General features: G+C 39.6%; 21 protein-coding genes. 8 read left to right on the forward strand and 13 right to left on the reverse strand.

All coding sequences use genetic code 11. The features are described 5' to 3' along the window. Nucleotides 1-32 precede the first annotated feature (32 nt). A complete protein-coding gene (locus H5160_RS04310) occupies nt 33-914 on the forward strand; it encodes a LysR family transcriptional regulator (RefSeq protein WP_182715973.1) in 882 nt (293 codons plus the stop codon). A gap of 86 nt (nt 915-1000) precedes the next feature. On the opposite strand, the gene H5160_RS20365 is transcribed toward H5160_RS04310, so the two are convergent. Next, the gene (locus H5160_RS20365) at nt 1001-1174 is read right to left on the reverse strand and encodes a LysR family transcriptional regulator (protein ID WP_310736665.1); all 174 of its coding nucleotides are present in this window, start codon (nt 1172-1174) and stop codon (nt 1001-1003) included. A 1-nt stretch (nt 1175) separates the two neighbouring features. Further along, the gene (locus H5160_RS04320; protein ID WP_182736863.1) at nt 1176-2081 is read right to left on the reverse strand and encodes a LysR family transcriptional regulator; all 906 of its coding nucleotides are present in this window, start codon (nt 2079-2081) and stop codon (nt 1176-1178) included. Between the two features lie 105 nt (nt 2082-2186). Between H5160_RS04320 and H5160_RS04325 the strand changes: the two genes are divergently transcribed. Together H5160_RS04325 and H5160_RS04330 are read left to right on the forward strand one after the other, a co-directional pair. Then, on the forward strand, nt 2187-2963 hold the full coding sequence (locus H5160_RS04325; RefSeq protein WP_182736865.1) for a class III extradiol ring-cleavage dioxygenase: 777 nt from the start codon (nt 2187-2189) through the stop codon (nt 2961-2963). Nucleotides 2964-3043: 80 nt separating this feature from the next. Further along, complete coding sequence (locus H5160_RS04330; protein WP_002959247.1) at nt 3044-3721, forward strand: haloacid dehalogenase type II; 678 nt, start codon at nt 3044-3046, stop codon at nt 3719-3721. A 61-nt stretch (nt 3722-3782) separates the two neighbouring features. Here H5160_RS04330 and H5160_RS04335 read toward each other — a convergent pair whose 3' ends face one another. After that, nucleotides 3783-4658 carry a LysR family transcriptional regulator gene (locus H5160_RS04335; RefSeq protein ID WP_182736867.1) on the reverse strand — a complete coding sequence of 292 codons (876 nt, stop codon included), beginning with the start codon at nt 4656-4658 and terminating at the stop codon, nt 3783-3785. Nucleotides 4659-4772: 114 nt separating this feature from the next. On the opposite strand from H5160_RS04335, the gene H5160_RS04340 reads away from it, so the two are divergent. Next, on the forward strand, nt 4773-5273 hold the full coding sequence (locus H5160_RS04340; protein ID WP_002959229.1) for a lactoylglutathione lyase family protein: 501 nt from the start codon (nt 4773-4775) through the stop codon (nt 5271-5273). Nucleotides 5274-5512: 239 nt separating this feature from the next. Here the strand turns inward: H5160_RS04340 and H5160_RS04345 are convergent, their stop codons facing one another. Further along, entirely contained in the window at nt 5513-5893 is a 381-nt protein-coding gene (locus H5160_RS04345) for a hypothetical protein (protein WP_182711983.1), read from the reverse strand. 120 nt (nt 5894-6013) lie between these two features. After that, nucleotides 6014-6337, reverse strand: a complete 324-nt coding sequence (locus H5160_RS04350) for a hypothetical protein (protein ID WP_182736869.1) — start codon at nt 6335-6337, stop codon at nt 6014-6016. 277 nt (nt 6338-6614) lie between these two features. Here H5160_RS04350 and H5160_RS04355 point away from each other — a divergent pair, with 277 nt between their 5' ends. Further along, the gene (locus H5160_RS04355) at nt 6615-7547 is read left to right on the forward strand and encodes a ChaN family lipoprotein (RefSeq protein ID WP_182736870.1); all 933 of its coding nucleotides are present in this window, start codon (nt 6615-6617) and stop codon (nt 7545-7547) included. A gap of 48 nt (nt 7548-7595) precedes the next feature. On the opposite strand, the gene azu is transcribed toward H5160_RS04355, so the two are convergent. From azu to H5160_RS04380, 5 genes are read right to left on the reverse strand one after another with little or no spacing between them, the layout of a single operon-like run. Beyond that, entirely contained in the window at nt 7596-8045 is a 450-nt protein-coding gene (gene azu, locus H5160_RS04360) for an azurin (RefSeq protein WP_182736540.1), read from the reverse strand. After that, nucleotides 8042-8785, reverse strand: coding sequence for a HugZ family protein (locus H5160_RS04365; protein ID WP_182736872.1), 744 nt, complete (start codon nt 8783-8785; stop codon nt 8042-8044). The genes azu and H5160_RS04365 overlap by 4 nt, the downstream gene beginning before the upstream one ends. After that, entirely contained in the window at nt 8782-9570 is a 789-nt protein-coding gene (locus H5160_RS04370; RefSeq protein ID WP_182736544.1) for a heme ABC transporter ATP-binding protein, read from the reverse strand. The genes H5160_RS04365 and H5160_RS04370 overlap by 4 nt, the downstream gene beginning before the upstream one ends. Further along, nucleotides 9567-10619 (reverse strand): iron ABC transporter permease, encoded by a 1053-nt coding sequence (locus H5160_RS04375; RefSeq protein ID WP_182736874.1) that lies wholly within the window; start codon nt 10617-10619, stop codon nt 9567-9569. Before H5160_RS04375 ends, H5160_RS04370 begins: the two co-directional genes overlap by 4 nt. After that, nucleotides 10616-11425, reverse strand: coding sequence for a hemin ABC transporter substrate-binding protein (locus tag H5160_RS04380; protein ID WP_182736876.1), 810 nt, complete (start codon nt 11423-11425; stop codon nt 10616-10618). Before H5160_RS04380 ends, H5160_RS04375 begins: the two co-directional genes overlap by 4 nt. A gap of 139 nt (nt 11426-11564) precedes the next feature. Between H5160_RS04380 and H5160_RS04385 the strand changes: the two genes are divergently transcribed. Beyond that, the gene (locus H5160_RS04385) at nt 11565-13646 is read left to right on the forward strand and encodes a TonB-dependent hemoglobin/transferrin/lactoferrin family receptor (RefSeq protein ID WP_182736878.1); all 2082 of its coding nucleotides are present in this window, start codon (nt 11565-11567) and stop codon (nt 13644-13646) included. Nucleotides 13647-13907: 261 nt separating this feature from the next. On the opposite strand, the gene H5160_RS04390 is transcribed toward H5160_RS04385, so the two are convergent. Beyond that, nucleotides 13908-14579 (reverse strand): hypothetical protein, encoded by a 672-nt coding sequence (locus H5160_RS04390; RefSeq protein ID WP_182720234.1) that lies wholly within the window; start codon nt 14577-14579, stop codon nt 13908-13910. A 108-nt stretch (nt 14580-14687) separates the two neighbouring features. On the opposite strand from H5160_RS04390, the gene H5160_RS04395 reads away from it, so the two are divergent. Next, nucleotides 14688-15563 (forward strand): LysR family transcriptional regulator, encoded by an 876-nt coding sequence (locus H5160_RS04395; protein ID WP_182715957.1) that lies wholly within the window; start codon nt 14688-14690, stop codon nt 15561-15563. Between the two features lie 263 nt (nt 15564-15826). On the opposite strand, the gene H5160_RS04405 is transcribed toward H5160_RS04395, so the two are convergent. Further along, the gene (locus H5160_RS04405; RefSeq protein ID WP_182715956.1) at nt 15827-19849 is read right to left on the reverse strand and encodes a rhombosortase-dependent M36 family metallopeptidase; all 4023 of its coding nucleotides are present in this window, start codon (nt 19847-19849) and stop codon (nt 15827-15829) included. A 149-nt stretch (nt 19850-19998) separates the two neighbouring features. On the opposite strand from H5160_RS04405, the gene H5160_RS04410 reads away from it, so the two are divergent. Beyond that, the gene (locus H5160_RS04410) at nt 19999-20523 is read left to right on the forward strand and encodes a hypothetical protein (protein WP_182715955.1); all 525 of its coding nucleotides are present in this window, start codon (nt 19999-20001) and stop codon (nt 20521-20523) included. Here the strand turns inward: H5160_RS04410 and H5160_RS04415 are convergent. Further along, entirely contained in the window at nt 20520-22037 is a 1518-nt protein-coding gene (locus tag H5160_RS04415; RefSeq protein ID WP_182715983.1) for a sensor domain-containing diguanylate cyclase, read from the reverse strand. The genes H5160_RS04410 and H5160_RS04415 overlap by 4 nt on opposite strands. Nucleotides 22038-22136: the final 99 nt, after the last annotated feature.

Here is a 22136-nt window from a genome sequence, read left to right on the forward strand (position 1 = left end):
CATGCTTAAATTGCATATCTTGAGTGAGTATTATGAATATAGAGAGTAAATGGTTAGAAGATTTTTTGGCCTTATCTAATACAAAAAGCTTTTCGCAGGCCGCAAGGCTTAGGCATATAACGCAACCTGCTTTTAGTCGACGAATTAAAGCATTAGAAGAAGCCGTAGGTGCAGAGCTAATAGATAGAGAGAACTTACCAATTACACTTACCTCAAGCGGTAAAATATTTCATATAACAGCGCGTAATCTAATAAACCAAATGAATAACTCAGTGAGTATGTTAGAAGAACTCTCCTCTGAAGAAACTCACTCAGTAAAGGTTGCTGCAGCGCACTCATTAGCTACGTTTTTAGCGCTAAAGCTGTCGAACTTTCATAGTAAAAGTGATCGCAAAGTAGTCCTCAATATAGAAGCCATTGATGTTGATAAAGCCACAGCTACGCTCGAACATGGCGCATGTGACCTACTTATTGCTTTTGATAACGAACGATTAAAGTTACCTCCGTTTAGTCATCAAAAAATAGGCAGTGCAGAGTTATTGCCGGTGAGTGCCTGCAATGCAAACGGTAAGGCAATATACAATTTAGAAAGTGATGGGTTTGTACCTCACTTAGCTTACAGTTTAGATTCTTATATGGGTAGGCAGTTAGAGCCGATAATATCTGGCTCTAAACTTAAAAAAGTATTTGTATCGTCGATGACAGAGCTTTTAAAAATACAGGCTTTAGAGGGTAATGGCATTGCTTGGTTACCAAACTATGTCATTACTAAAGAGCTAAAAGAGAAAAGTTTAGTTGTGGTTGGCCAAAAGCATCATTGCGTACCTATTACATATTATGCGTATCGGTACCATGCAGCGCTTCACCCTGGCGGCGAGAGCGTCTGGAATAAATTAAAAGAGCTAAATGTATAACGCAAAAAATTACTGTAAACCCCCATTACAGTAAAATGGGCATTATTAATTTAACGCGCTCACAGTAATATGAATCTGTATTTTAATTATATTCCTATTTTATTATGGATTTTTACTTCCATAATAATTGGGTGTTTTGTCCCTTTTTTAATTTGCTTAGATAGTGACGAATTAACCATATCATGCAGTGCTGCGGCTTTGGCAAATGAGCCTTGTTGCACTACATCTACAAATAACGTTAATTGATTACTTATCGATATATCACTGTCCTAAATCCCAGTAAGGTGTATCGCCATAATAGCCACTTGCAAAATCAACAAACGCACGTACTTTACTGGGTAAAAACTGTCTGTTTGCATACACCATGTAAAGCCCCATTGGCTCGGGTTCGTAGTCATTTAAAATGCGCACTACTTTACCTTGAGCCAGTGCTTCCTCTGCTATAAATGTGGGCTGCATAGCAATACCACCACCCGCAATGGCTGTATTTAGTAGCAAATCACCATTGTTAGCCACAAAGTTACTTTCAAGCTTTAGCTCGCTTTTTAACTCATTAACCCCAAATAATCGCTTTGTGGGTTCGCTGTGGGAATAGCGTAAATAATTATGTGACTGTAAATCTAAAAGCGTTTGTGGCGTGCCATGGCGTTTTAAATAGTCGGGTGATGCAAACACCGCTAGGTGTATAGGGGCAATTTTTTTAGCTATCAACGTTGAGTTTTTTAATACGCCAATGCGTAGAGCAATATCAATACCCTGCTCTACTATATCTACATATTGGTCGGTGAGCCGTAAATCTAACTTTAAATTTGGATACTGCTTTTGAAAATCAACCAACAAACCTGCTAAATGCTTAGTACCAAACGACATAGGCGCACTAATACTAAGCACACCCGATACATTTTCGCTTAAGTTGTTTAGTGAGTTTTCCATGTCTTCAATATCAATAACCACCTGCTGACAACGCTGATAATATTGATTTCCAGCCTCTGTAACACTTACTTTTCGCGTTGTACGGTGTAATAAACGCGTGCGTAGATTATCTTCCAGCGCAGAAATATATTTGCTGACTAACTGCGGGGAAATATCGAGCTTATCGGCCGCTTTTGAAAATGATCCTTCTTGCACAACGGCTAAAAAGGTCTTCATGGTGGTGAGCTTATCCATATTTAACAATACTTTGTTGATAATGTATAAATAAGTATCATATTTATCGTCAAATTAGAAACTTATATAGTGTTTATAACACGTCTATTTGTTTAAGGTTTTAGTATGACTCAGCCTGCTTTATTTATATCTCACGGCTCGCCAATGATGGCTGTACAGCAATCGGCTACGTCAGATTTTTTTGCATCATTAGGTCAAACGCTTAGTAAACCACGAGCTATTGTGGTGTTTTCTGCCCACTTTGATGAAGCGCACGATATAGTTATTACATCCGGAGATGCGCCGCATACTATTCACGACTTTTATAACTTCCCCAAGCCCCTGTATGAAATTCAATACCCAGCACTAGGAGACCCTAAGCTTGCTAATACTATTAGTGAGTACTTTTACAAAGCGGGTATTAAAACGGTGCAAAATGCAGATCAAGGGTGGGATCATGGTGTGTGGATCCCGCTGCGCTTAATGTACCCAGCAGCTAATATTCCCATTGTTCAGGTGTCTATTAACACGCGTTTGGGCGCTCAGGCTATGTATAAATACGGGCAGTTACTTGCACCACTGCGCTACGATAACGTATTAATTATTGGCTCCGGCGGGATTAGTCATAATCTACGTGAAATATTTAAAAACCCTGCTACACCTAATCGTGTTCAAATGGTTAATGAGTTTACCCATTGGGTTGAGCAAAAATTAATAGCGCAAAACACCCAAGCGTTACTTAACTATTTAAATGAAGCACCCCATGCTTTATTTAATCACCCTACCCAGGAACACTTTTTACCTCTTTTTGCAGCGCTAGGAAGTAGTGACGGTAAAGCCGAAAAAATACATGAAGACATCGAAATGGATGTTTTAGCGCTTGATGCGTATAAGTTTTATTAAATTGAGCGTTCGTTCAAAGTAAGTTAAGCTGTAAGCAAGTACTCTAAAACCAACTTAATTTATTTTATTGCGGAGCAAACATGGCAACTACACTTGCATTTGACGTATACGGTACGCTAATAAACACTCACGGCGTACTGTCCTTACTCGACGACATGATTGGCGATAACGCCCAAGCATTTTCAAATACATGGCGCGAAAAGCAATTAGAGTATTCATTTAGACGTGGATTAATGCAAAATTATATTCCTTTCTCGCTATGTACAAAACACGCACTCGATTACGCCTGCTTAGCGCACAAAACCGAGCTAAGTGAAGATCAAAAGGGGCAACTGCTAGAGCTTTATAAAACGCTTCCTGCGTTCGATGATGTAAAAGCAGGCCTTGAGCAATTAAAAGCGAAGGATTACCGTTTGTTTGCATTTTCAAACGGCGCTGCCGACGCAGTTCATACCTTATTAGAAACCGCTGGCATTAGTGAGCTTTTTGAAGGGGTAGTAAGTGCCGACGACGTTAAAACCTTTAAACCAAACCCAGGGGTTTATAGCCACTTTTTACGCGAAACTAATTCAACAGGCGCAAACACGTGGCTTGTATCAAGTAATCCGTTTGATGTAACCGGTGCCATATCGCACGGCATGCGCGCAGCGTGGATTCAACGATCTAAAGAATCTATTTTCGATCCGTGGGAAATACAGCCAAATACTATCGCAACCGACTTACTTGATTTAAAAGCAAAATTAGAAAGCGTTAATTAATTTTCTATTCCCCCTTTTGCTTATGGTATTAAGTGCCGTGGGTGTAAAGGGGGTTTACGTTTTAACTATTTACTCCCGCCTTTATTAGCTCAATTACTGTATTCATACGCTTTGCCATTGGCCTATTTCGGTGATGGCACACATAAATACTCTCGCTAATTGGATTAGCTAAATGGTGCGTTTTAATAAGCGCAGGTTTATTAAATGCGCTAACGGCATGCGCAGGTAAAACCGTAAAACCTAGCCCTAAACTTACCGGCTCCAGTATTAAACTTATCTGGTTAGAAAACCCCGTGCGTTTAATTTGATCAATATGTTCAAACTCACTGTAGTTTTCGCTCAGTAATAGCTGTGCGTGGTGTTTTGCATCGGGGTGGCCAATAAAGCCAAGCTCACATAAAACCTCCCATGTTGGGTTTTTAATATGTGCGGGGGTGACTAATAGTAAGGCTTCTTTACCAATTTTGTGGCTTGTAACTTCGCTAAGTGTCGGAGCTTGAGTTAAAAAGCCTATGTCGGCACTGTGGTTTGCCACAGCTTGCTCTACACTTGTATTGGGTGCAAAGCGATAATCAATATTAAGCTCGGTATGCTTTGCCTGCAGCGCTAATAATTGGCTATAAAATTGTAGCCCACAACTACCAGGCGATTGTATTTTTACCAAGCCGCTGTAAGGCGAATCATCTTTTAATTGTTGTTCTAAAAATTGCCATTCCTTTAATAACAAGCTGCCTTGTTGATACAAGTTTTGCCCATGTACGGTAAGGGTAAATTGTTTGCCGTGGCGCTCTAATAGCGCGCAGTTTACTTGCTGCTCAAGCTTTTTAATATGCTGGCTTACGCCAGATTGGGTCATAAAAAGGCGTTCGGCGGTTTGGGTAAAGTGATTTACCTCAACCAACGTACAAAACGTGTTTAACCATGCAGGGTTTATCATTACAAAACATACTCAAAATGATGATTAATGATAATTTTACTTAATATTGTTCAGTTCGTAAACTAACTCCATCAACTAGCCACAAGATAAGTCACAAGTTAAAGAGGAAGCATTATGAGTCATACATATCCACGTAGTTTTTCGCACATTGGTATTTCGGTTCCCGACGTTGAAAAAGCAGTCGAGTTTTACACTAAGGTTATGGGTTGGTACACAATAATGGAACCGACTTTAATTACCGAAGACAAAAGCCCAATTGGCGAAATGTGTACAGAAGTATTTGGCGAAAAGTGGGAAAAATTCAAAATAGCGCACCTATCTACAGGGGATCGTATTGGTGTCGAAATTTTCGAATTTAAAAACCAAGAAAACCCAAAAGACAATTTTGAATACTGGAAAACAGGCATCTTTCATTTTTGTGTTCAAGACCCTGATGTAGAAGGTTTAGCCGAGCGTATTGTAGAAGCTGGCGGTAAAAAACGTATGGAAGCCCCTCGTTATTACTACCCGGGTGAAAAGCCGTACCGCATGATCTACATGGAAGACCCGTTTGGTAACATCCTTGAGATTTACAGCCACAGCTACGAGCTTATATATAGCGCAGGCGCTTACTAAACGTACCTAGTTTAAAGCGCTTAGCTAAAAACAAAGGCCGCAGTATTTATTACTGCGGCCTTTTTGTTTCAGTTAAAGAGTTTTTAAATACACTTCACCGTCTTCTTATTCTCTATAACTTGTTTTTGCTTAGCTTGTGCAGCATGTTTTGCCCTGAGTTGAAAATATTATCAACCTCCAGAAAAGCACTACCAATCGAACTGTGTCCTAGTGAATTTATGAACGACATAACACATATGTCAGGAACTTTTTCTCTTATCCACAAACAGGCTATATGTCAGTACCGCTGAGATTAAAAAACAAAATATTACGCTTAATGTAAATAATATAAAGTTTTCATTTTTTGATATAGCTCCTCCTTTAAGGAGTATTTCACCGCTATTAAGTGCATCTATTCCTATATAGATCATCAACGGAATTACAAAAAATGCATTGCTGAGCTTAATAAGTAAGTCCTTTGATGAAAGACTTACTAATTGAGAAGCATCATGCTCTTCCTCTTCTCTATTTAATAGTTCGGCTTTTAATAGCTCAAAGCGTTCAGGGTACAAAGCCCTATCAATAGACGTGATAGCTTCTTGCAATTCAGTAATAGAATATTCTGAATAATTTGGTTCCATCTATAAAACCTTCTCCAGGGCCTAGCGCTTACATAAGCGGAATAATATAGTTGACTAAAATGGTTTTAGGAACAAAAAACAGCCAACTATAATTTCATTTGATATTTACGTTAGGTTTTTTCAGTTAAATGTATATAAAACAATTATATAGATAATGGGCCAAAGTAAGAATATGGAAGCTACTAGTTTAAAGTGTCCATTTTTATATGAATGTGCTTGTGCTGAAAACCAACTTAATAAAGCTCCAATTACACATAAAATCTGAAGAATGTTACCAAACCAGTGTTCATTAAGAAAACTCATAAAACTGGTGTTTTGACTTGCAAATATAAATAACAAAAGAGCTGAGGTACCAAATAAGAGACAGCTTCTTGATTCTGAAAATTTTAGTAAGAATAGGCTAAAACCATCTTCCATGTTTTCACTAAAAATTGGATGCTTCATAGAACTCCATTTAACATCGAACGATTTTATAGGCCTCGAATCGAGCATACTTCTGCCGATGTCACGCTCATTTTATACTTTACACAGTTTTAACAAATTACCTAAGATATTGCTATCAAAAGCTATTTAATATCTACAAGCAAAGTTAAGGCATATAAATGCGCATTTCGCTCATTTCCTTGATTATGTAAGTAAGCAGCAGTTTGGCTGGCTTAATAGGTATTACAAGTATATGATATTGATAATTATTTGCATTAAAAGGTTTTGAAAGGTGTGTATGAAAAAGTCTATGTTAACTCTGGCGTTAGTTACGGGTTTGAGTGGTTGTAGCACAACAACTGTGCCGCCTGATAAAAGCTCATCGCTTTATTACACTGCGCTTTATAATGCACAAGCAAAGCCTGTTAGCTCTGTATTATTAGAGCCCAAGCTATTAAATGCCGATGTGGTTTTAGTGGGTGAATGGCATACGCACCCGGGTGTGCATTTATTTCAGGCGGAGTTATTTGAGCAATTAAGCATAAGTAATAAACGCACAGCACTGTCGCTTGAACAATTTAGCCGCGCGGATCAGCCTATTTTAAACCAGTATGTTAAGAGTGAAATTGGTGAGCAATATTTAATTGATAACACCCAAGCGTGGCCTAATTACAAAAGTGATTACCGTGCGTTGGTAGAGCTGGCTAAAGCGAACAATAGCGATGTAATCGCTGCAAATGCCCCTAAAAATATTGTTACGTGTATTGGCAGGCAAGGCATAAGTTACCTAAATAAGCTTGATGAAACTCAGCAAAGCTATATTGCGAGTACTATTGATACTTCACTAAGCGATTATAAACAACGCTTTATGGCATCAATGCACCATGGTACTTCAAGTCAAAACGAAAACTATTTTGCAGCACAAGTTACATGGGATGAAACTATGGGGGAGTCTATTGTTAACTATGTAACAGCGCATAAAAATACGCAGGTAATGCATATTTCGGGCGATTTTCATGTAAAAAATGGCGAAGGTATAGCGCGTGTTATTAAGCGTTTAGCGCCAGAGTTAAATGTTGTTTGGATATCGCCGGTAACAAGTGTGCAAGCTAATCAAACAGGGTATCAGTTGCAGGTTAATCCTTTGCCACCCCGTTATGTACAAAAAGAACATCAACAAGCGGCTTTTAAAGCTTTAGCCAAACGAGGCGAGCAAACGCATTGCCAATAATAAAATAGGGTGTATTACACAGTGTTAGTGCAATACACCCTTTGATATTTATTTAAGCGTAAATGTGCCTTTCATCATGGCGTAATGCCCAGGAAAAGAGCAAAAATACGTGTAGTTAGTCCCTGCTGTTAAGGCGCTAGTATTAAATGTAACTTGCGCTGATTTGCCACCGCCAATAATGTCGGTAGCGGCAAGTACGCGAGTATCGTTAGGCTTTAAGTAGTGGTTACTAAGCCCTGCTGCGTTGCCATCGGTTATTATAGCTTGCATGTTTTTCTCGCTAGCAAGCACCCAGTTATGGCCCATAACATTGGCGGGTAATTTACCTACATGGCTAAGCTTTACAGTTACTTTTTTACAGCTTTTAGGAGCGCTTAGCGTTTTAGTTGAAAACTGCATCATGTCGTTTGCATCAAGGCTAAGTGTGCATTCGTCTGCATGTGCCGCATTGACACTAAGTAGTAGTGCAGTACTTAGTAAAGCAATTAATTTTTTCATACTGTTTCCTCTGTATTAGCTAAGTTGTTGCGTGCTTGATTGGTTAACGTAACCAGCGCTTTACGTACCTCTAACGGGCTGTTGCACTGGGTTTTAAAATTAATAAAGTAATTACGCTTTTGGCTTTGTATATAAAAACCAGTGGGTAATAGGCCGCTCATTATAGGGGTGTTATCGGCTACGCCGTAGTGCTGCATTAATATGAGCGACATAGCATCTTGGTGATCTTCATTCATATGGTTAATCATGCTTTGCTGTTGGCTTTCATCCCAGTTTTTTGCCTCGCCCTGCCACTCGATTTGTTCAAGCCAAAATATTTTGCCAAAGCCGCCAATGTAACGCACTCGCACTACGTCTAATTGCCATAATTGAAAGTCGTGCGCGTTGCGATAGCTAGCGGCTTCGGGGTATAGGGCAATATAGTTATCAAGTAAAGTGTGTGCTTGCTCACTTGGCACAATAGAGCCATCGCCTACAAGCGTTACGCGGCCGTGCTCGTTTTGATCGCCACTGTCGGTGGCATCAAACACAGTTAGGCTCATACGTGAGTCGTGCTTTAGATTTTTAGTGTGCTGGGCTATATCGCTAATAAAAAAGTAAACGCGGCCTTGTTCGTCGCACATATAGGGGGTTACTGAGCCAAACGGGTAACCGCGTAAATTATTAGAAATGGTCGACATGACACCAGCATTGGTTTTGTAAACCAATGTGCGTGCATCGTTTAACGCTTGCTCTCTCATAAAAACTCCTGACGTTGAGAAAAAACCATGGGTGCATCGTTATAAGGATGAGGGTTTACGTGCAGTTTCATGGCGTACATTTGTTGTAAGTTTTGTTCAGTTAATACGGTGTTTATAGGCCCACTTTGCAGCACTTTTTTGTTGTGCAGTAAAATAGCATCGGTTGCATAAAGGCTGGCTAAATTTAGGTCGTGTATTGCAATAATGGCGCTGTTACCCTGCCCTACAAACGCTTTAACGCAGCTGAGCAAAGCATGTTGATGGCGCATATCAAGTGCTGATGTAGGCTCGTCGAGCAGCATTAGTTTTGGCTCGGCCGATTGTGTAAAGGCGTTTAGTTGCGCCAAAGTGCGCGCCATATGCACACGTTGTTGCTCTCCGCCCGAAAGCGCACTTACGCGGCGAGTTAAATAATGGCTTAAATCCATAATAGCGGCGTATTTATTTACTTTTTCGCTTTGCATTTTTAATGACTCTACATACGGGTAGCGGCCCATTGCAATAAGCTCAAATACAGTAAAATCAAACCCTACGTGGTTTGCTTGCATCATCACTGCGCGCTGTGTGGCTAGGCGTTTTTTAGCATGAGCGGCCAGCGGCTTAGCATTAAAAAGTACACTGCCTGTAAAGGAATGCATACCTGCTAAGGTATGCAGCAAGGTAGATTTACCTGCGCCATTTTCACCAAGTAGTGCTACAAGTTGCCCTTGTTTAGCGCTGCCATTAATAGCGTTTAAAATGCTGTGATTATCAAAGCCAACGCTTAGGTTGTTAAACGTGATCATGACCAACCTCGCTTATTTTTCACTATTAAATAAATAAACAATGGCGCACCCAATAATGCAGTAATAATGCCAATGGGTAGCTCTGATGGCATGATCACAATGCGTGCTAGCCAGTCAGAAAGTAGCAATACCACTACGCCAATTAGCATACAAAGCGGCAGCATATTACGTAAATGCGGCCCCACCATTAAGCGGGCAATATGCGGGACTACCAAGCCAACAAACCCTATTAAGCCGGTAAGTGCCACAACCGCCCCTACTCCTAGTGCAACAAGTATAATTATATATAGTTTGAGCTTGTTGGTGTCTACCCCTAGGTACTGAGCTTGTGACTCGCCAATAAGGAGTAAGTTCATGGGCTCTTTTAATCGCCATAGCCCAACTAGGCTAATAAGCAGTAATGGCAAAGCTTGAATAATCGTGATCCAGCTTGCTCCGCCTAATGAGCCCATGGTCCAGTAATTTATTAATCGTAATGCACTGTCATCGGCAAAAAAGCTCAGTAGCCCAATAACCGCAAATGCTAATGCGTTAATAGCAACCCCGACTAATATAAGTGTGGTGATATTAATTTGCCCTTGCTGCTTGGCAATAAAATATACCAGCGAGGTAACACCAAGCGCCCCTAAAAAAGAGGCATAAGGTAAATATAACTGCGCGTTAAAATTAAACTGCGCGCTAAGTGCAATAAATGCTACTGCAACCATGGCCGCACCCGCACTAATGCCAATAATAGATGGGTCGGCTAATGGGTTGCGGCACAGTGCTTGCGTTGAAGCGCCTGTTTGGGCAAGCACCAACCCTACAAGCACTGCAAGCACAAAGCGTGGCAAACGTATTTGCATTACGACATTTATTTGCAGCGCATCAAACTGATTAAAGCGCTCGGGTGCAAGCCAAGCAATGGCTAAACGCCAATCCCACCCTGCTGGCCCATACCCTATGCTAAGTAGCGCCAAAGCAAAAATACACACAGAGGCTAATAGCATCCATTTATGGGTTTGGCTAAGTGTTACAGGGTTAAAACGGCTCAATGTTAGGGTGTTCATAAGTGGGCTTTGTACTCGTTAAGCTCATTAATTGCTGTGGCAATACGTGGCGACATGCCAAGCGAAAGTAGGCTATCCATTACAAGTAAGTTACAGGTTTGCGCCGCTTTTAATAAGCGTAGGTTCGGTTGCTCACAAAAAGCCTGCTTACCGCCAAGGCTTTGTACAACATGGGCTGGGGCTACTAAAAAGTCGGGCTGATTTACAGCCAGTACTTCACTATTTATTGCTTTAAAGCCTGAATGCGTAGCGCCTATATTGGTAATGCCTGCATAGCTAAATAATAAATTAGGGACGGTTTCTTGCCCGGCGGTAACAAGCCCGCGCTCATTAGCTGAGAGTAAAAATAGCGCGCTGTGTGTTTGCGCTTTTGCTTTTTCAGGTAACGATTTTGTAATGTGTGTAATAAGTGTTTGTGCTTTTTGCTTGGCGTTTAAGTCGGTACCAAGGCGTTTTATAAGCTCAAGTAGCTCGTTAACTGAGGTCGGCTTTTTATAATGAATTAGCTTAACCCCTGTTGCCTCAATTTGCTTAAGTGCTTGGCTTCGCCCTGCGCCTTCAAGCGCTAACAAGGTGGTTGGACGCATTGAAAGTACGCCTTCTGCCGCTAAATCGCGATAATAGCCCACTTGCGGTAATTGCGTGGCTTGGTGCGGGTACATGCTCGATTGATCAACAGCTACAAGGGTATTTTGTTTGCCTAGCGCATAAATTATTTCAGTAAGGGTGCCGCCAGCGCTAATAACGCGCTCTTGTGCAAGTGCAGATTGGGCCATTAAAGCAAACAATATAAATAGGTATTTCATTACACACTCCGGTTTTATTTTTTGGCTATTATAACCAGTTAAATCTAAATGAAAATGATTATCATAATTAATTGATCTTAATTTGACTTAGTTGTAACATCTCCGCCATAAATAATAACTATTATCATTTGGAGTTAAAATGAATCCCTCTGCGTTTAGATTTACTGCTATAGCAACCTTACTACTTGGCTCGGGCACTGCCATTGCCGAAAACATAATTGACGATCATATTGTTGTAAGTGGCTCGCGCTTTGAGCAAAAGCTTAAAGATGTAACAGGCTCAGTCACTGTTATTACCGAGCAAGACATAGAGCGTCAGCTAGCTGTAGATTTACAAACCATGTTTAAGTACGACCCAAGCATTGCAACGACAGGCAGTGGCGCAGGCGCGCAAACACTAACAGTACGTGGTGTTGGTGGTAACCGGGTTGTATTTATAAAAGATGGCCGACGCACCAACGATGGTTATGCAGGTGGAGGGGGCTATTTAGTTGGCCGTAATTATTTTGACGTAGCAGGTGTAAAACAAGTAGAAGTAGCCAAAGGTGCTGCATCGTCATTATATGGCTCTGATGCACTTGGGGGCATTGTGGTTATAACCACTAAAGATCCTAGTGATTATTTAAAAAATAACAGCAGCTTTGTAAAAATGGCGCTTGGGTATCAAGGTCAAAGTAATCAAGTTGCCGCCGATATTACTGCGGCAAAAGACTTAGGCGACTTTGCAGTAAGCGCCGTGTATAGCCACCGCGATAGCGAAGAAGTACAAAACTATGACGAAAATTTACCCGGTAATGATGCTAAGTCGGATGCTTTATTAGTTAAATTTGAGCAACAGCTTGATGAAAAACGCACACTTAAATACACCCTTGATTACTTTAATCAAACAACTGAGCAAGTAATAACCCCCGCTGTTCAAGAAACCGAAGAAGATGACACGAGTTGGTCACTGGCGCTCGATTACCATTCAGAAGTAGCAACCGCCGCGTTTGATAAATGGTATGGGCAAGTGTCTTATAGTAGTTACGAGCAACAAAGCGATCAAATTAGTGGCGCAAGCACCTACACCGATTATAACGACTATCGTTTTGAGCAAAATATTTTAGGTTTAAAAGCGGTATTTAATAAAGGGTTTAACGCAGAGAGTGCCGATCATGAAGTGGTATACGGGATTGATATAGACTTATACGACACCACCCGCCCACGTTTTAAAACCCGTATTTTAGCCGATGGCACTGTTGATTTTACAGATCAAAAACAAAAAGCATTTCCGGGGGCTGATACCTCTTTAATTGGCGCTTATGTACAAGATAGTATTTCGTTTAATAATAGCGCGTGGTCAGTTATTGCGGGTGTGCGATATGATTACTACACCCTAGAGGCTAAAAATGATGAGCTATACGCCGATGCGCAGCTTGGTGATATTACCGAATCTGCTTTTTCGCCTAAGCTAGGTGCTATATACCAAGTGGATGATAACTTGTCGTTGTACGGGCAATACGTACGAGGCTTTAAAATACCACCACACGACCAAGCCTATCAAAGCCACGGCGTTGAGCCGTTTTATCAAATATTACCAAACGCCGATTTAGACCCTGAAAGCAGTGATTCGTTTGAGCTTGGGCTAAGATACGCCAGCAGCGATATTAGTGTAAATTTAAGTGCTTTTTATGCAGCATACGATGACTTTATAGAAACCGCCGTAGTGGGTGTTGAGCCAACGTACATTCCTGGCGTAAACAAAACGCTGTATCAGTACCAAAATATTAGCGAAACACAAATAAGCGGTGTTGAAGCAGGAATTGCCATGTATGTAGCTGAAAATATACTACTAGAGGCAAACGTGGCTTACGTTGATGGTGAAAATAAAGAAACCGATCAGCCTCTTACCAGCATTAGCCCGTTAAATGGCTCAGTATTGTTAAGTACAGAACAGGGTAATATTAACTGGACCGCCGCGTTGCGTTTGGCTAAATCGCAATCGGATGTAGTACTTGATACAAACGGTAATAAAACTACGCAAGGACATGGCTACGGCGTTGTTGATTTATACGCAAACTACGAATGGCAAGCGTGGCAGCTAAATGTAGGTGTACTTAACTTGCTCGATAAAGAATATGTACCTTTTGAGTTGATTGCAGGTCAATCACAAGGTGCTGATTTTAGCCAATACACCCAACCTGGGCGTAACTTTTCAGCCAAAATAAGCTATGAGTTTTAATTAGCTCCTAGAAAATTAAATAGCAACAAACGCTGCATGAAGCTGCAGCGTTTGTTGAGTTTATTTTTATGATGACACCCAACCTAATTTTTTATTTATTGATTCCTAGATTCTAATTGGAAGTGCACCACCTAATTCATTATGGCTAAAGTACAAAATTAACGGTGGGTGTCATCTCAAAATTCAATCTTAAAATTTACTAAAAACAAAGTAACACTTTATAAGCCAGCGATTTAAAGCCAAAATCACTGGTTTTATAAATTAATTAACTGCAAAGTCTTTTGTTTCTAAATAGCTTGGTACGGTTTTAAAACATGCCTCTAGTTTGCTTTTAAGCGCAGTGCTTATCGAAGCATCACACTTCAATTTCCCGTTATATTTACTCATAGTAAGCGGTACTAAGCTTAACGAGTCATAGCTTGGCTTGCTTTGTATTTTATGAATTACTAAACCTTGCTGCTCTGTTAGCTTTATTAATGTAAACACATTTTTTTGTGCTTGATTAGTCGTTATTTTTTCAACATATAGCGGGTTTTTAAAGGTTAGCTTTGTAGTAAAAAGTGCGTTGCCACCGCGTTCAAAATGGCCGTTAAATACAGTTACATTTAAGGTGGGTGTCTTTTTATTTATTAATAAATTTAGGTCAAATTTGGTTGGTAAAATAGTGATCTGTTCTTGCTCGTCTGCTGCTTTATTTAAAATATTTTTGATTGTTTTTAAGTGGGTGTCATCCGTAGTTACTTCATACACTATTTGGTAGTTGTGTGGAGGGGCGTATAAAGGCATGTGGCTGGCAAGTACTTTATCGCCGGCTAAAATAAGCGCCATACCATGGAAGCCATTATAGCTGTGGGTTATGTGTGAATTGTGTTGAGGTGTATTTGCGTGCGCTGCACTCGATAATAAAATAAAAAATAGCAGTATGTGTTTCATGTTAGTGCTCAAAAAATATATATAGCGCCACTATAAGCTGATTTTTATATACAAATAATCGATAATAAGTGATTAGTTGTTTCCTTTTAGTTAATACGGTTTGGCGCTATGCATTTAGATGACATTGAAAAAGTAATTCATATGGCGGGTTCGCAAAATCTGCATACAACCGCTAAGCACTTTAATATTACCCCAGGTGCGCTGTCTAAAACGCTAAAAAAGGTTGAGGCAAATTTAGCCACGGAGCTGTTTAACCGTGTAGGTAAAACCTTAGTACTCAATGATAAAGGCAAAGAGTTTGTTAAGCACAGTAGCGATTTAGTTCATAATTACCAGCAGCTTACTAGCCGTTTTAAAAGCGATAATCATAAATTTAATGCGGTTATTGCAGGCCCTGCCATTTTACTCAAAAGTGGCGTTAAAAAGCTGCTTACACCCCTTAGTAACCTGCCTTGCTCGGTGCGTATTAATAATGTATTTGAAGGTGAAGCCATAAGCCAAGTTGCATCAGGTTCGGCGCATATTGCGCTAGTTACTCGCGAGGCATTAAACAACAGCTCACATACTAATTTAGTGGCGGTTGACGTATTTAATACTGAGTTTAGTGTAGCTGCGTCTCCTTCACATCAGCTAGTACAAAAAGGCTTTTTAACACTCAATAAAAACCAATTACTACAGTTGTCTTTTGCATGCCCGTTGTTTTCACCACTGTGCGGCCTTGAACAAGGTATTGGCTCCGACGGTTGGCAAGATGAAATAGCCCCGCGCAATATTGTATTTAGATGTAGCGATTACAGTGCATTAATAGAGGTGATACAAAGTGGCTTGGCGTTGGCATATTTACCAAATTTCGTGATTGATGATTTAGGGCTTAAAAAATTAACTGTAAAGGGGGTTAACAGTCGCTACAGCGAAGACATAGTAATGATTTACAAACCATCAAAAGCTGATGGCTGGCTTAATAAACTCATGCACTCTTTGTAGAGAATTTATCAATTTAAGTTCAATGTAAAGTATTACTTAGCTAAGCAGTGGTTAGCTAATATCAGCAACAATGCACTGATTACGGCCATGTTCTTTTGCATGGTAAAGTGCTTTGTCAGCACATTTGTAAACTTGGTCTATGTCGTTACTGTGCTCAGGACTAAAAAAATCAAACTAAGTGCATAAAAAAGGCCAGATGCAAACGCTACTGGCCTTTCATTAAAACCGTCATGTATTTAGAGATGACGGGATGTTATTTAAACTTATTTACTTACGTTTTTACGGCGTCTATTAAACCATACTAATGGAGTAAGTAATAAAGCTATAAAGCCAAAACTACCACCACCGCTAGATTTTGATTCAGTTACAGGCACTGTTGCTACCGCTTCATTTTTTACCATTACAGTACTTTGTTGAGTCACAGTTGTTACACCATCACTTACGGCAACTTCAAAAACAAGCTCTTCATCTGCAGTAATAGCTGCAGGTGTGAAGCTTAAAGTTTCAGTGTCAGTACCAGTGAGCGTAGCAGCACTACCGCTAACCTGAGTCCAAGCATAAGTTAGTGTTTGACCATTGCGATCTGTAGCTGTTGCTGTAATTGTTCCTGTAGCAGATTCAGTAATTTCCGCCGATGCACTTTCGACTAAAACAAGTGGGGCTGCGTTATCACATGCTAGTGAATCACCCGCTACAAGCTCTGAAAATACAGGAGATAAAACGTTAGACATAGTTAGGTTATCAATCCACCAACCTAAATCATCAACTGCGCCATCTGATGAAATCCTAAAGCGCACTTTTACTAAGTTGCCGTTTAGAGCATCACCAAAGTTGATAGTTTCATAATTACCATACGCGCCACTATCTTGTACGTTATTACCTGTAAAAGTTTCACGTTCTTGAAGTTCTTGCGAATCATTTTCGATTAGAACAGCGTCATAGCCAACATCAAATGTGCCGCCAATTTCAGTAGCATCAACCCAGTCACCGCCATTAACACTAACTTCTACAACACCACCATCCCAGTTTTGCTCAATACTATAGAAATGCCAAAATGAGATTTCAAAGTCGCCTGAGTAACCAACTTCGAATGACTTACTCTCTACTGCTACATCTGATTGGAAACCATTATTTACAAGGCGCATTGCCTGTGTGCCTAGCCCAAACCCACCTTGTTCAAAGAAGGCAATATTACTACTATTATCCATTACCTGAGTGCCAACAGCTAAGTCACCACCAAACATTACGTTTTCTTTTAAATCTAATAGTGATGAACTTGCTACTTCCATATCATCTGAAGCTACAGCTCCAACAGGCATTTCTGATTTAAAGCCCATATTTACTTCAAACGTGAGTGTTTGATCAAGCGCTTCAACAATATCATCGTCTGTTTCAATTTCAGGAAATGTGACTTCAATTTCTAGTGTTTCAGCTGTACCCGCTTCGTTCAAAGTAACTTTGATATCGTTACTTGTTATTGCTTCGTACGGTTGAACTTCACCAAAAGTAAGTAAACCATCATTTTCAAATGTTACATCGTGATCGCTTATAACAGTCAGCTGTGCTGTTGTACCACTAAGTACTTCACTACCACGGTTAGTAATTGTTACGCTAACCGTACTCGTTTCGCCTTTATCTAAAATATTGTCGTTAGTACAAAAACCAAGCTCTGTACCATTGTACATGTTGTTTAAGTCAGCACTTGCAAATGCATAGCTAGAAAGCTGTGTTTTATCTGATTCAACCACACCAGTAAGGTCATTACTGAAACGATCTGGCGATACTGCGCCAAGACCCATACCACGTTTAGCAAATGCACCTACCATTAATTTGTAATCAGCAGGGTCTACTGCATAGGCAGCAGCTAAAATAGCATCACGTGCTTCAGTGTAGGTTGGTGCAATAGGTGTTAATTTGTAACCTGCAACTAAGTAATCTGCCATTCGAGTTTGTGCTTCATTAAAGCCATGCTCGTTAATAAGCGCTACATAGTTTTCCCATAATACAGTTGCCCAAATTTCGCCGGCAGCATGAGGAGAAGCCACGCTTGTTGGTGATATACCAATATCAGCACCAGCATTTTCAGTAATATGGCGGAACGACAATGCATTTACATCTGTATCAGTTGAATAAGGAAGACGACGAATACCGAAGTAGAAGTCTTCTACAAATGTGCCGCTACCATATGCTTTTTGGAACTTATCGTTACCTGTAATATTTATATCGCTTTCTTTAGCGATAAACATTAATGAGTGGAAATCGCCCCAGCCTTCGCCCATTGCGCGGCCTTGGAAGTTAATAAGGCCTGATGAATTACCGACTAAGCGGTTACTAATATAGTGACCCCATTCATGAGCAATAATACCATTATCAAACGTACCATCTTTTAATGTTGCTTTTGTAAACATGTTTACAGTAACAACTTCACGAACATCAATTAGGTCATACATTGCATGACCATCAGCGTAATTTAAACCCATATTTGGAATGGTTACAGTATCGTCTTCACCGCCCATTGGTGCCGGTTCTGCCGTATCTGGGTCATTATTAACAACGATAGTTGCTATTGCGCCTGCATCTTGTGCATTTTTTACTTTAACTGTAAAAGCACATGAACCACGGTCTACAATTGCAATTTTTCCTGCTAGTTCAGCTGCATTTATAGCAGGCTCACAACCATCATTTACACTTGTTGAATCTACTGTATTTCCATCATCTAAACGAACAACTTCTGCAGCCACGTCACTGAATTGGTATTTACCAAAGCCCGATTCTTTTGTTGAAGCTAAAAGACCTAAAGAATCATGTGAAGTTACTGTAATACCAAAATCTACACCAACAGTGGCATCTTTACTGTTGTACAAGTACATTTGCATACGTGGACTAGCACCATCAGCTGGCGTAGACATATTTGCGTTATTACGACCTGAGTTATCTTGAGCCTGTGCTTCAATCGGGTCACCTTCTACGCCGCCACGACCAAAGTTAGATACCTGCGCTACATTTGACGTTTCATCAAAGCCATGGTCATAGAAAAAATCATGTAAAAAGTTATTCATGTAAAACAAGTTAACAATAGCCGCTTTACGGTTTGCGTAGCTATTTGCGACTTCATCTACTTGATAAGGGTAGTCAAATGTGAAGTCTGCTGTTGTTTCAGCAGTAAAGTCACCTTCACTAAAGTCTTGAGGTGCAACCACATCTGCGTAAGCAAATACGTTATTACCTGATGTTGTTGTTGCGTCATCAGCTAACCATGGGTCCATTGTGCTTAGTTTGCTGTAGTAAGATAGAGATACCATTGGCGCATCTAAAATCTCAGTCTCGTCTACTTGTCCTGGGCCATCTGCAGGAATTACGTCACCGTGCGGGCTTTCCATTGGGTAGCCATCTTGGTTTGCGTAAACACGGTAATTAAAGTCAGCTGCATGAGATTTCAAATCTTTCGCAAAATATACTTTGCTGTTATTTGAATCTACTACGTAGCTAAAGTAGTCACTTTCTAAAGAGCCAACTTCTGCTACTTCTACTTCAATGTAGTAAGCTGATTTAAGCTCGCCTGCAACTTCAAAAAACACTTCTTTTGCACGTGGTGTACCTAAAACAATCTTAGAATCATCTAATGATTTAGCCTCATATTTTGCATATCCACCTTCGTTACCAATTTTACGAAGTGAGACATCAATATTTGCTAATTCACTAAATGCTTTTCTTATGCTTTGCTCAGAGCTTACAAAACCAGTTAACGCAGCAAGTTTATTTTTAGATGACGACGTATCAGCAAAATAACCCGAGCTTGCTACTAAGTTGTACTCTTTATCCATTAACAAGTTGTATTCGCGGTTAAAAACTTCAACACCGTTTACTTGTTGTTTGTATTTTGCACTAATAGAACCGCGTTTTTGCTCTGATAAATCAACCATAACAGCAGAAGATGCTGTTGCTTTACGATTACTAATACCTGTTAAAGTTTCAATATAAAAGTCAGCAGCATATTGATTACGGTTATCAGCTGCGATTAAAGCCATGTCAGGCTTACGCTGACCTATTGCTTGCCATAAAAATGTTGCTTTACCCATTTGTGCATCGTAAATAGATTTTTGACCCGACACAGTGGCGCGTTCGGCTAAGGTTTTCTGCTGAACGGCAGCTAAAGAAGCGCCCTGAGTAACTGAATTTGTTGCACTTACATCATAAAATCGAGTTTGTTCAGCGGCCGTTAGTTCACCTGCTGCTAATGTAGATGTTACAACCATGGCAATAGTTGTTAATTTGAATTGAGACATGTATCCACCTGTTTGTATTTATTATGTTTAAATACTTAATGTTTTTAAATTGATTGTTTTATGTAAACATCTAGTTAAGTTGTTAATATACAGACTTGAATAAGGCTGAATAGCTTTAAATTTAAAGAAAAGTAAACAAAGGTAAACGAATGCAAAAAATAATTTTTACAAGTGCAGTGCCAATAATCGCAGCTTTATTACTATCTGCATGTAATAACAGTGAAAAAACAGAGGTTAACAACTCTCAGGTACAACCTAAAACAGCAGAGATCATTATAAAAGAACCATCTAAGAACCAGAAAAGTGACATTATTTTCCCTAAAAAAGAAAGTAGTCAAGGTGTTGTTAAAAATGCATCTAAAAGCATAAATTCATCTGGTGATAAACTTATCTTTAACTCTGAGCAGTTATTTAAAGGCGACGTTATTTATAATCAGAACTTAAAACAAAAAGGTGTAGTAACAGGTACTCTTACCATTACACTAAATACCGATTCTGTGCCTGATGAGTTAAAAAATAATTATGAATTAGTCAAGTCAACAGCTCACAATTACACATTACTTGTTGAAAAGGATGTTGATATTGCAGGATTGTCTAGTGCTCTAAACAGCTATAAATCAGTGACCAATGTAGAAATTGCAATTAACTATTCACCTATCGAAACACACTTTTAATCAGCAACAATGCACTGATTACGGCCATGTTCTTTTGCATGGTAAAGTGCTTTGTCAGCACACTTGTAAACTTGGTCTATGTCGTTACTGTGCTCAGGCCAAGTTGCAATCCCAATAGAAATTGTTATAAAGCCGATAGTTTCCATATTTGTAGCCTCAACAGTTTTAAGTAGTCGCTCTGCTATTTTGAGCGCACTTTGGCTGTTTTCATTAGGCAAGACAAGTACAAATTCTTCACCTCCTATACGTGCTACGATATCGTCTTTTCGAGATAATTTTTTGATAATATCAGTAAGCGATTTAAGAGCTTCATCTCCTTTATCATGGCCAAAGGTATCGTTAACTCGCTTAAAGAAATCGATGTCTATCTCTAAAATAGCAAATGGAGTTTGCTTAAACATCAACTGGTTTAATAAACCGTTTAAACTCCTACGGTTATGAGTATCAGTTAGGGGATCTGTTTGCGCATCATGACGAAGCTGACCTATCTGCATTTGCAAAGTATTAACTCCATTGAGCATTGCAATTTTTAGTCTTTGGCTTTCAAAGTACCAAGATTTAACACTTTTTAGCTCTTCAATACTTGTTGGATCGTCAAGTGTATTTGCTTTGTCTGCTAGTTGTTTTAAAGGTCTAGAAATTAAGTGAGCAAAAAAACCTATTAAAAGAAACGTAATAACAGCCATCGGTAATGTACGTTTTATTACTTCAGTTATGAGTAAATCAAGTGACGAAAGCGTTGCTCTTACAGGGCGCTGAGCGACAATTACCCATTTTGCTTTAGGCACGGAGGAAAAGCCTGCTAGCATTTCTATCTCTTGGCTATTTTTAACAATAGAAGTACCGCTTTGGCCTGTAATCATATTATTAGTGATGGAATTATTTGTGACGACTGTCCCTATTAGTGCCTGATCTGGGTGATAGAGAATTCGCCTACTGGCGTCGACCACATAAATATATGTTCCACCCTCATAATAATGCTGCTCTAATAAGCTATTTAAAATATTACGCTCCTTTAGATAAAGAGAGCCACCAATATAACCAAGGTAATCTCCACTTTGATCAAACAAAGGATGAGAAATAAAAACAATAAAGTTCCCAGCAGCCGACATATAAGGCGCGCTGATTAATGGTCTTTTTTCTTGTAGCGCTTGTACAGCGCCAGGTGAGTGGATTGATTCACCAATAAGTTGCGGAAATTTAGGAGAGGTTGCGACAACAACACTATGCTTATTAATTACAACCGAGTTAAAGCTATTCGTTTGTAAGTGTAAGCGGGTCGCTTCTTGGTTTAATAAATCTTCATCATCAACTCTTTGCTCTATTTTTTTAGCTGAATAGGCCAGTTGTTGCATTGCGGATTCTAAAAAATTATCTGTTGCTGATGCCAGTTTATTGGCATAAGCATAGTTACTTTTTAGCGTGTAAGCTGTTAACTGCTCTTTTTGTACTTGGTAGGTAGAATAAAAGCTACTTACTAAAGTACTAATAGAAGCCGTAATCGCTAAAAGCAAAATAAGAAATCGAAGATTTAAGGCCGTTAATAATTTTTTTCGCAAACGTATGCCATCCTAAGTACAGGTATTCAGTACCCGAACCTATAATTGTATATA

It is taken from the genome of Pseudoalteromonas sp. SG43-4 (assembly GCF_014164325.1).
Classification (GTDB): Bacteria; Pseudomonadota; Gammaproteobacteria; order Enterobacterales; family Alteromonadaceae; genus Pseudoalteromonas; species Pseudoalteromonas distincta.

Coding starts and splice junctions, on each gene's coding strand:
- H5160_RS04330 (WP_002959247.1), top strand. CDS start 3,044: ATGGCAACTACACTTGCATTTGACGTATACGGTACGCTAATAAACACT.
- H5160_RS04325 (WP_182736865.1), top strand. CDS start 2,187: ATGACTCAGCCTGCTTTATTTATATCTCACGGCTCGCCAATGATGGCT.
- H5160_RS04405 (WP_182715956.1), bottom strand. CDS start 19,849: ATGTCTCAATTCAAATTAACAACTATTGCCATGGTTGTAACATCTACA.
- H5160_RS04385 (WP_182736878.1), top strand. CDS start 11,565: ATGAATCCCTCTGCGTTTAGATTTACTGCTATAGCAACCTTACTACTT.
- H5160_RS04370 (WP_182736544.1), bottom strand. CDS start 9,570: ATGATCACGTTTAACAACCTAAGCGTTGGCTTTGATAATCACAGCATT.
- H5160_RS04345 (WP_182711983.1), bottom strand. CDS start 5,893: ATGGAACCAAATTATTCAGAATATTCTATTACTGAATTGCAAGAAGCT.
- H5160_RS04310 (WP_182715973.1), top strand. CDS start 33: ATGAATATAGAGAGTAAATGGTTAGAAGATTTTTTGGCCTTATCTAAT.
- H5160_RS04340 (WP_002959229.1), top strand. CDS start 4,773: ATGAGTCATACATATCCACGTAGTTTTTCGCACATTGGTATTTCGGTT.
- H5160_RS04380 (WP_182736876.1), bottom strand. CDS start 11,425: ATGAAATACCTATTTATATTGTTTGCTTTAATGGCCCAATCTGCACTT.
- H5160_RS04350 (WP_182736869.1), bottom strand. CDS start 6,337: ATGAAGCATCCAATTTTTAGTGAAAACATGGAAGATGGTTTTAGCCTA.
- azu (WP_182736540.1), bottom strand. CDS start 8,045: ATGAAAAAATTAATTGCTTTACTAAGTACTGCACTACTACTTAGTGTC.
- H5160_RS04335 (WP_182736867.1), bottom strand. CDS start 4,658: ATGATAAACCCTGCATGGTTAAACACGTTTTGTACGTTGGTTGAGGTA.
- H5160_RS04410 (WP_182715955.1), top strand. CDS start 19,999: ATGCAAAAAATAATTTTTACAAGTGCAGTGCCAATAATCGCAGCTTTA.
- H5160_RS04375 (WP_182736874.1), bottom strand. CDS start 10,619: ATGAACACCCTAACATTGAGCCGTTTTAACCCTGTAACACTTAGCCAA.
- H5160_RS04320 (WP_182736863.1), bottom strand. CDS start 2,081: ATGGATAAGCTCACCACCATGAAGACCTTTTTAGCCGTTGTGCAAGAA.
- H5160_RS04390 (WP_182720234.1), bottom strand. CDS start 14,579: ATGAAACACATACTGCTATTTTTTATTTTATTATCGAGTGCAGCGCAC.
- H5160_RS04355 (WP_182736870.1), top strand. CDS start 6,615: ATGAAAAAGTCTATGTTAACTCTGGCGTTAGTTACGGGTTTGAGTGGT.
- H5160_RS04365 (WP_182736872.1), bottom strand. CDS start 8,785: ATGAGAGAGCAAGCGTTAAACGATGCACGCACATTGGTTTACAAAACC.
- H5160_RS04395 (WP_182715957.1), top strand. CDS start 14,688: ATGCATTTAGATGACATTGAAAAAGTAATTCATATGGCGGGTTCGCAA.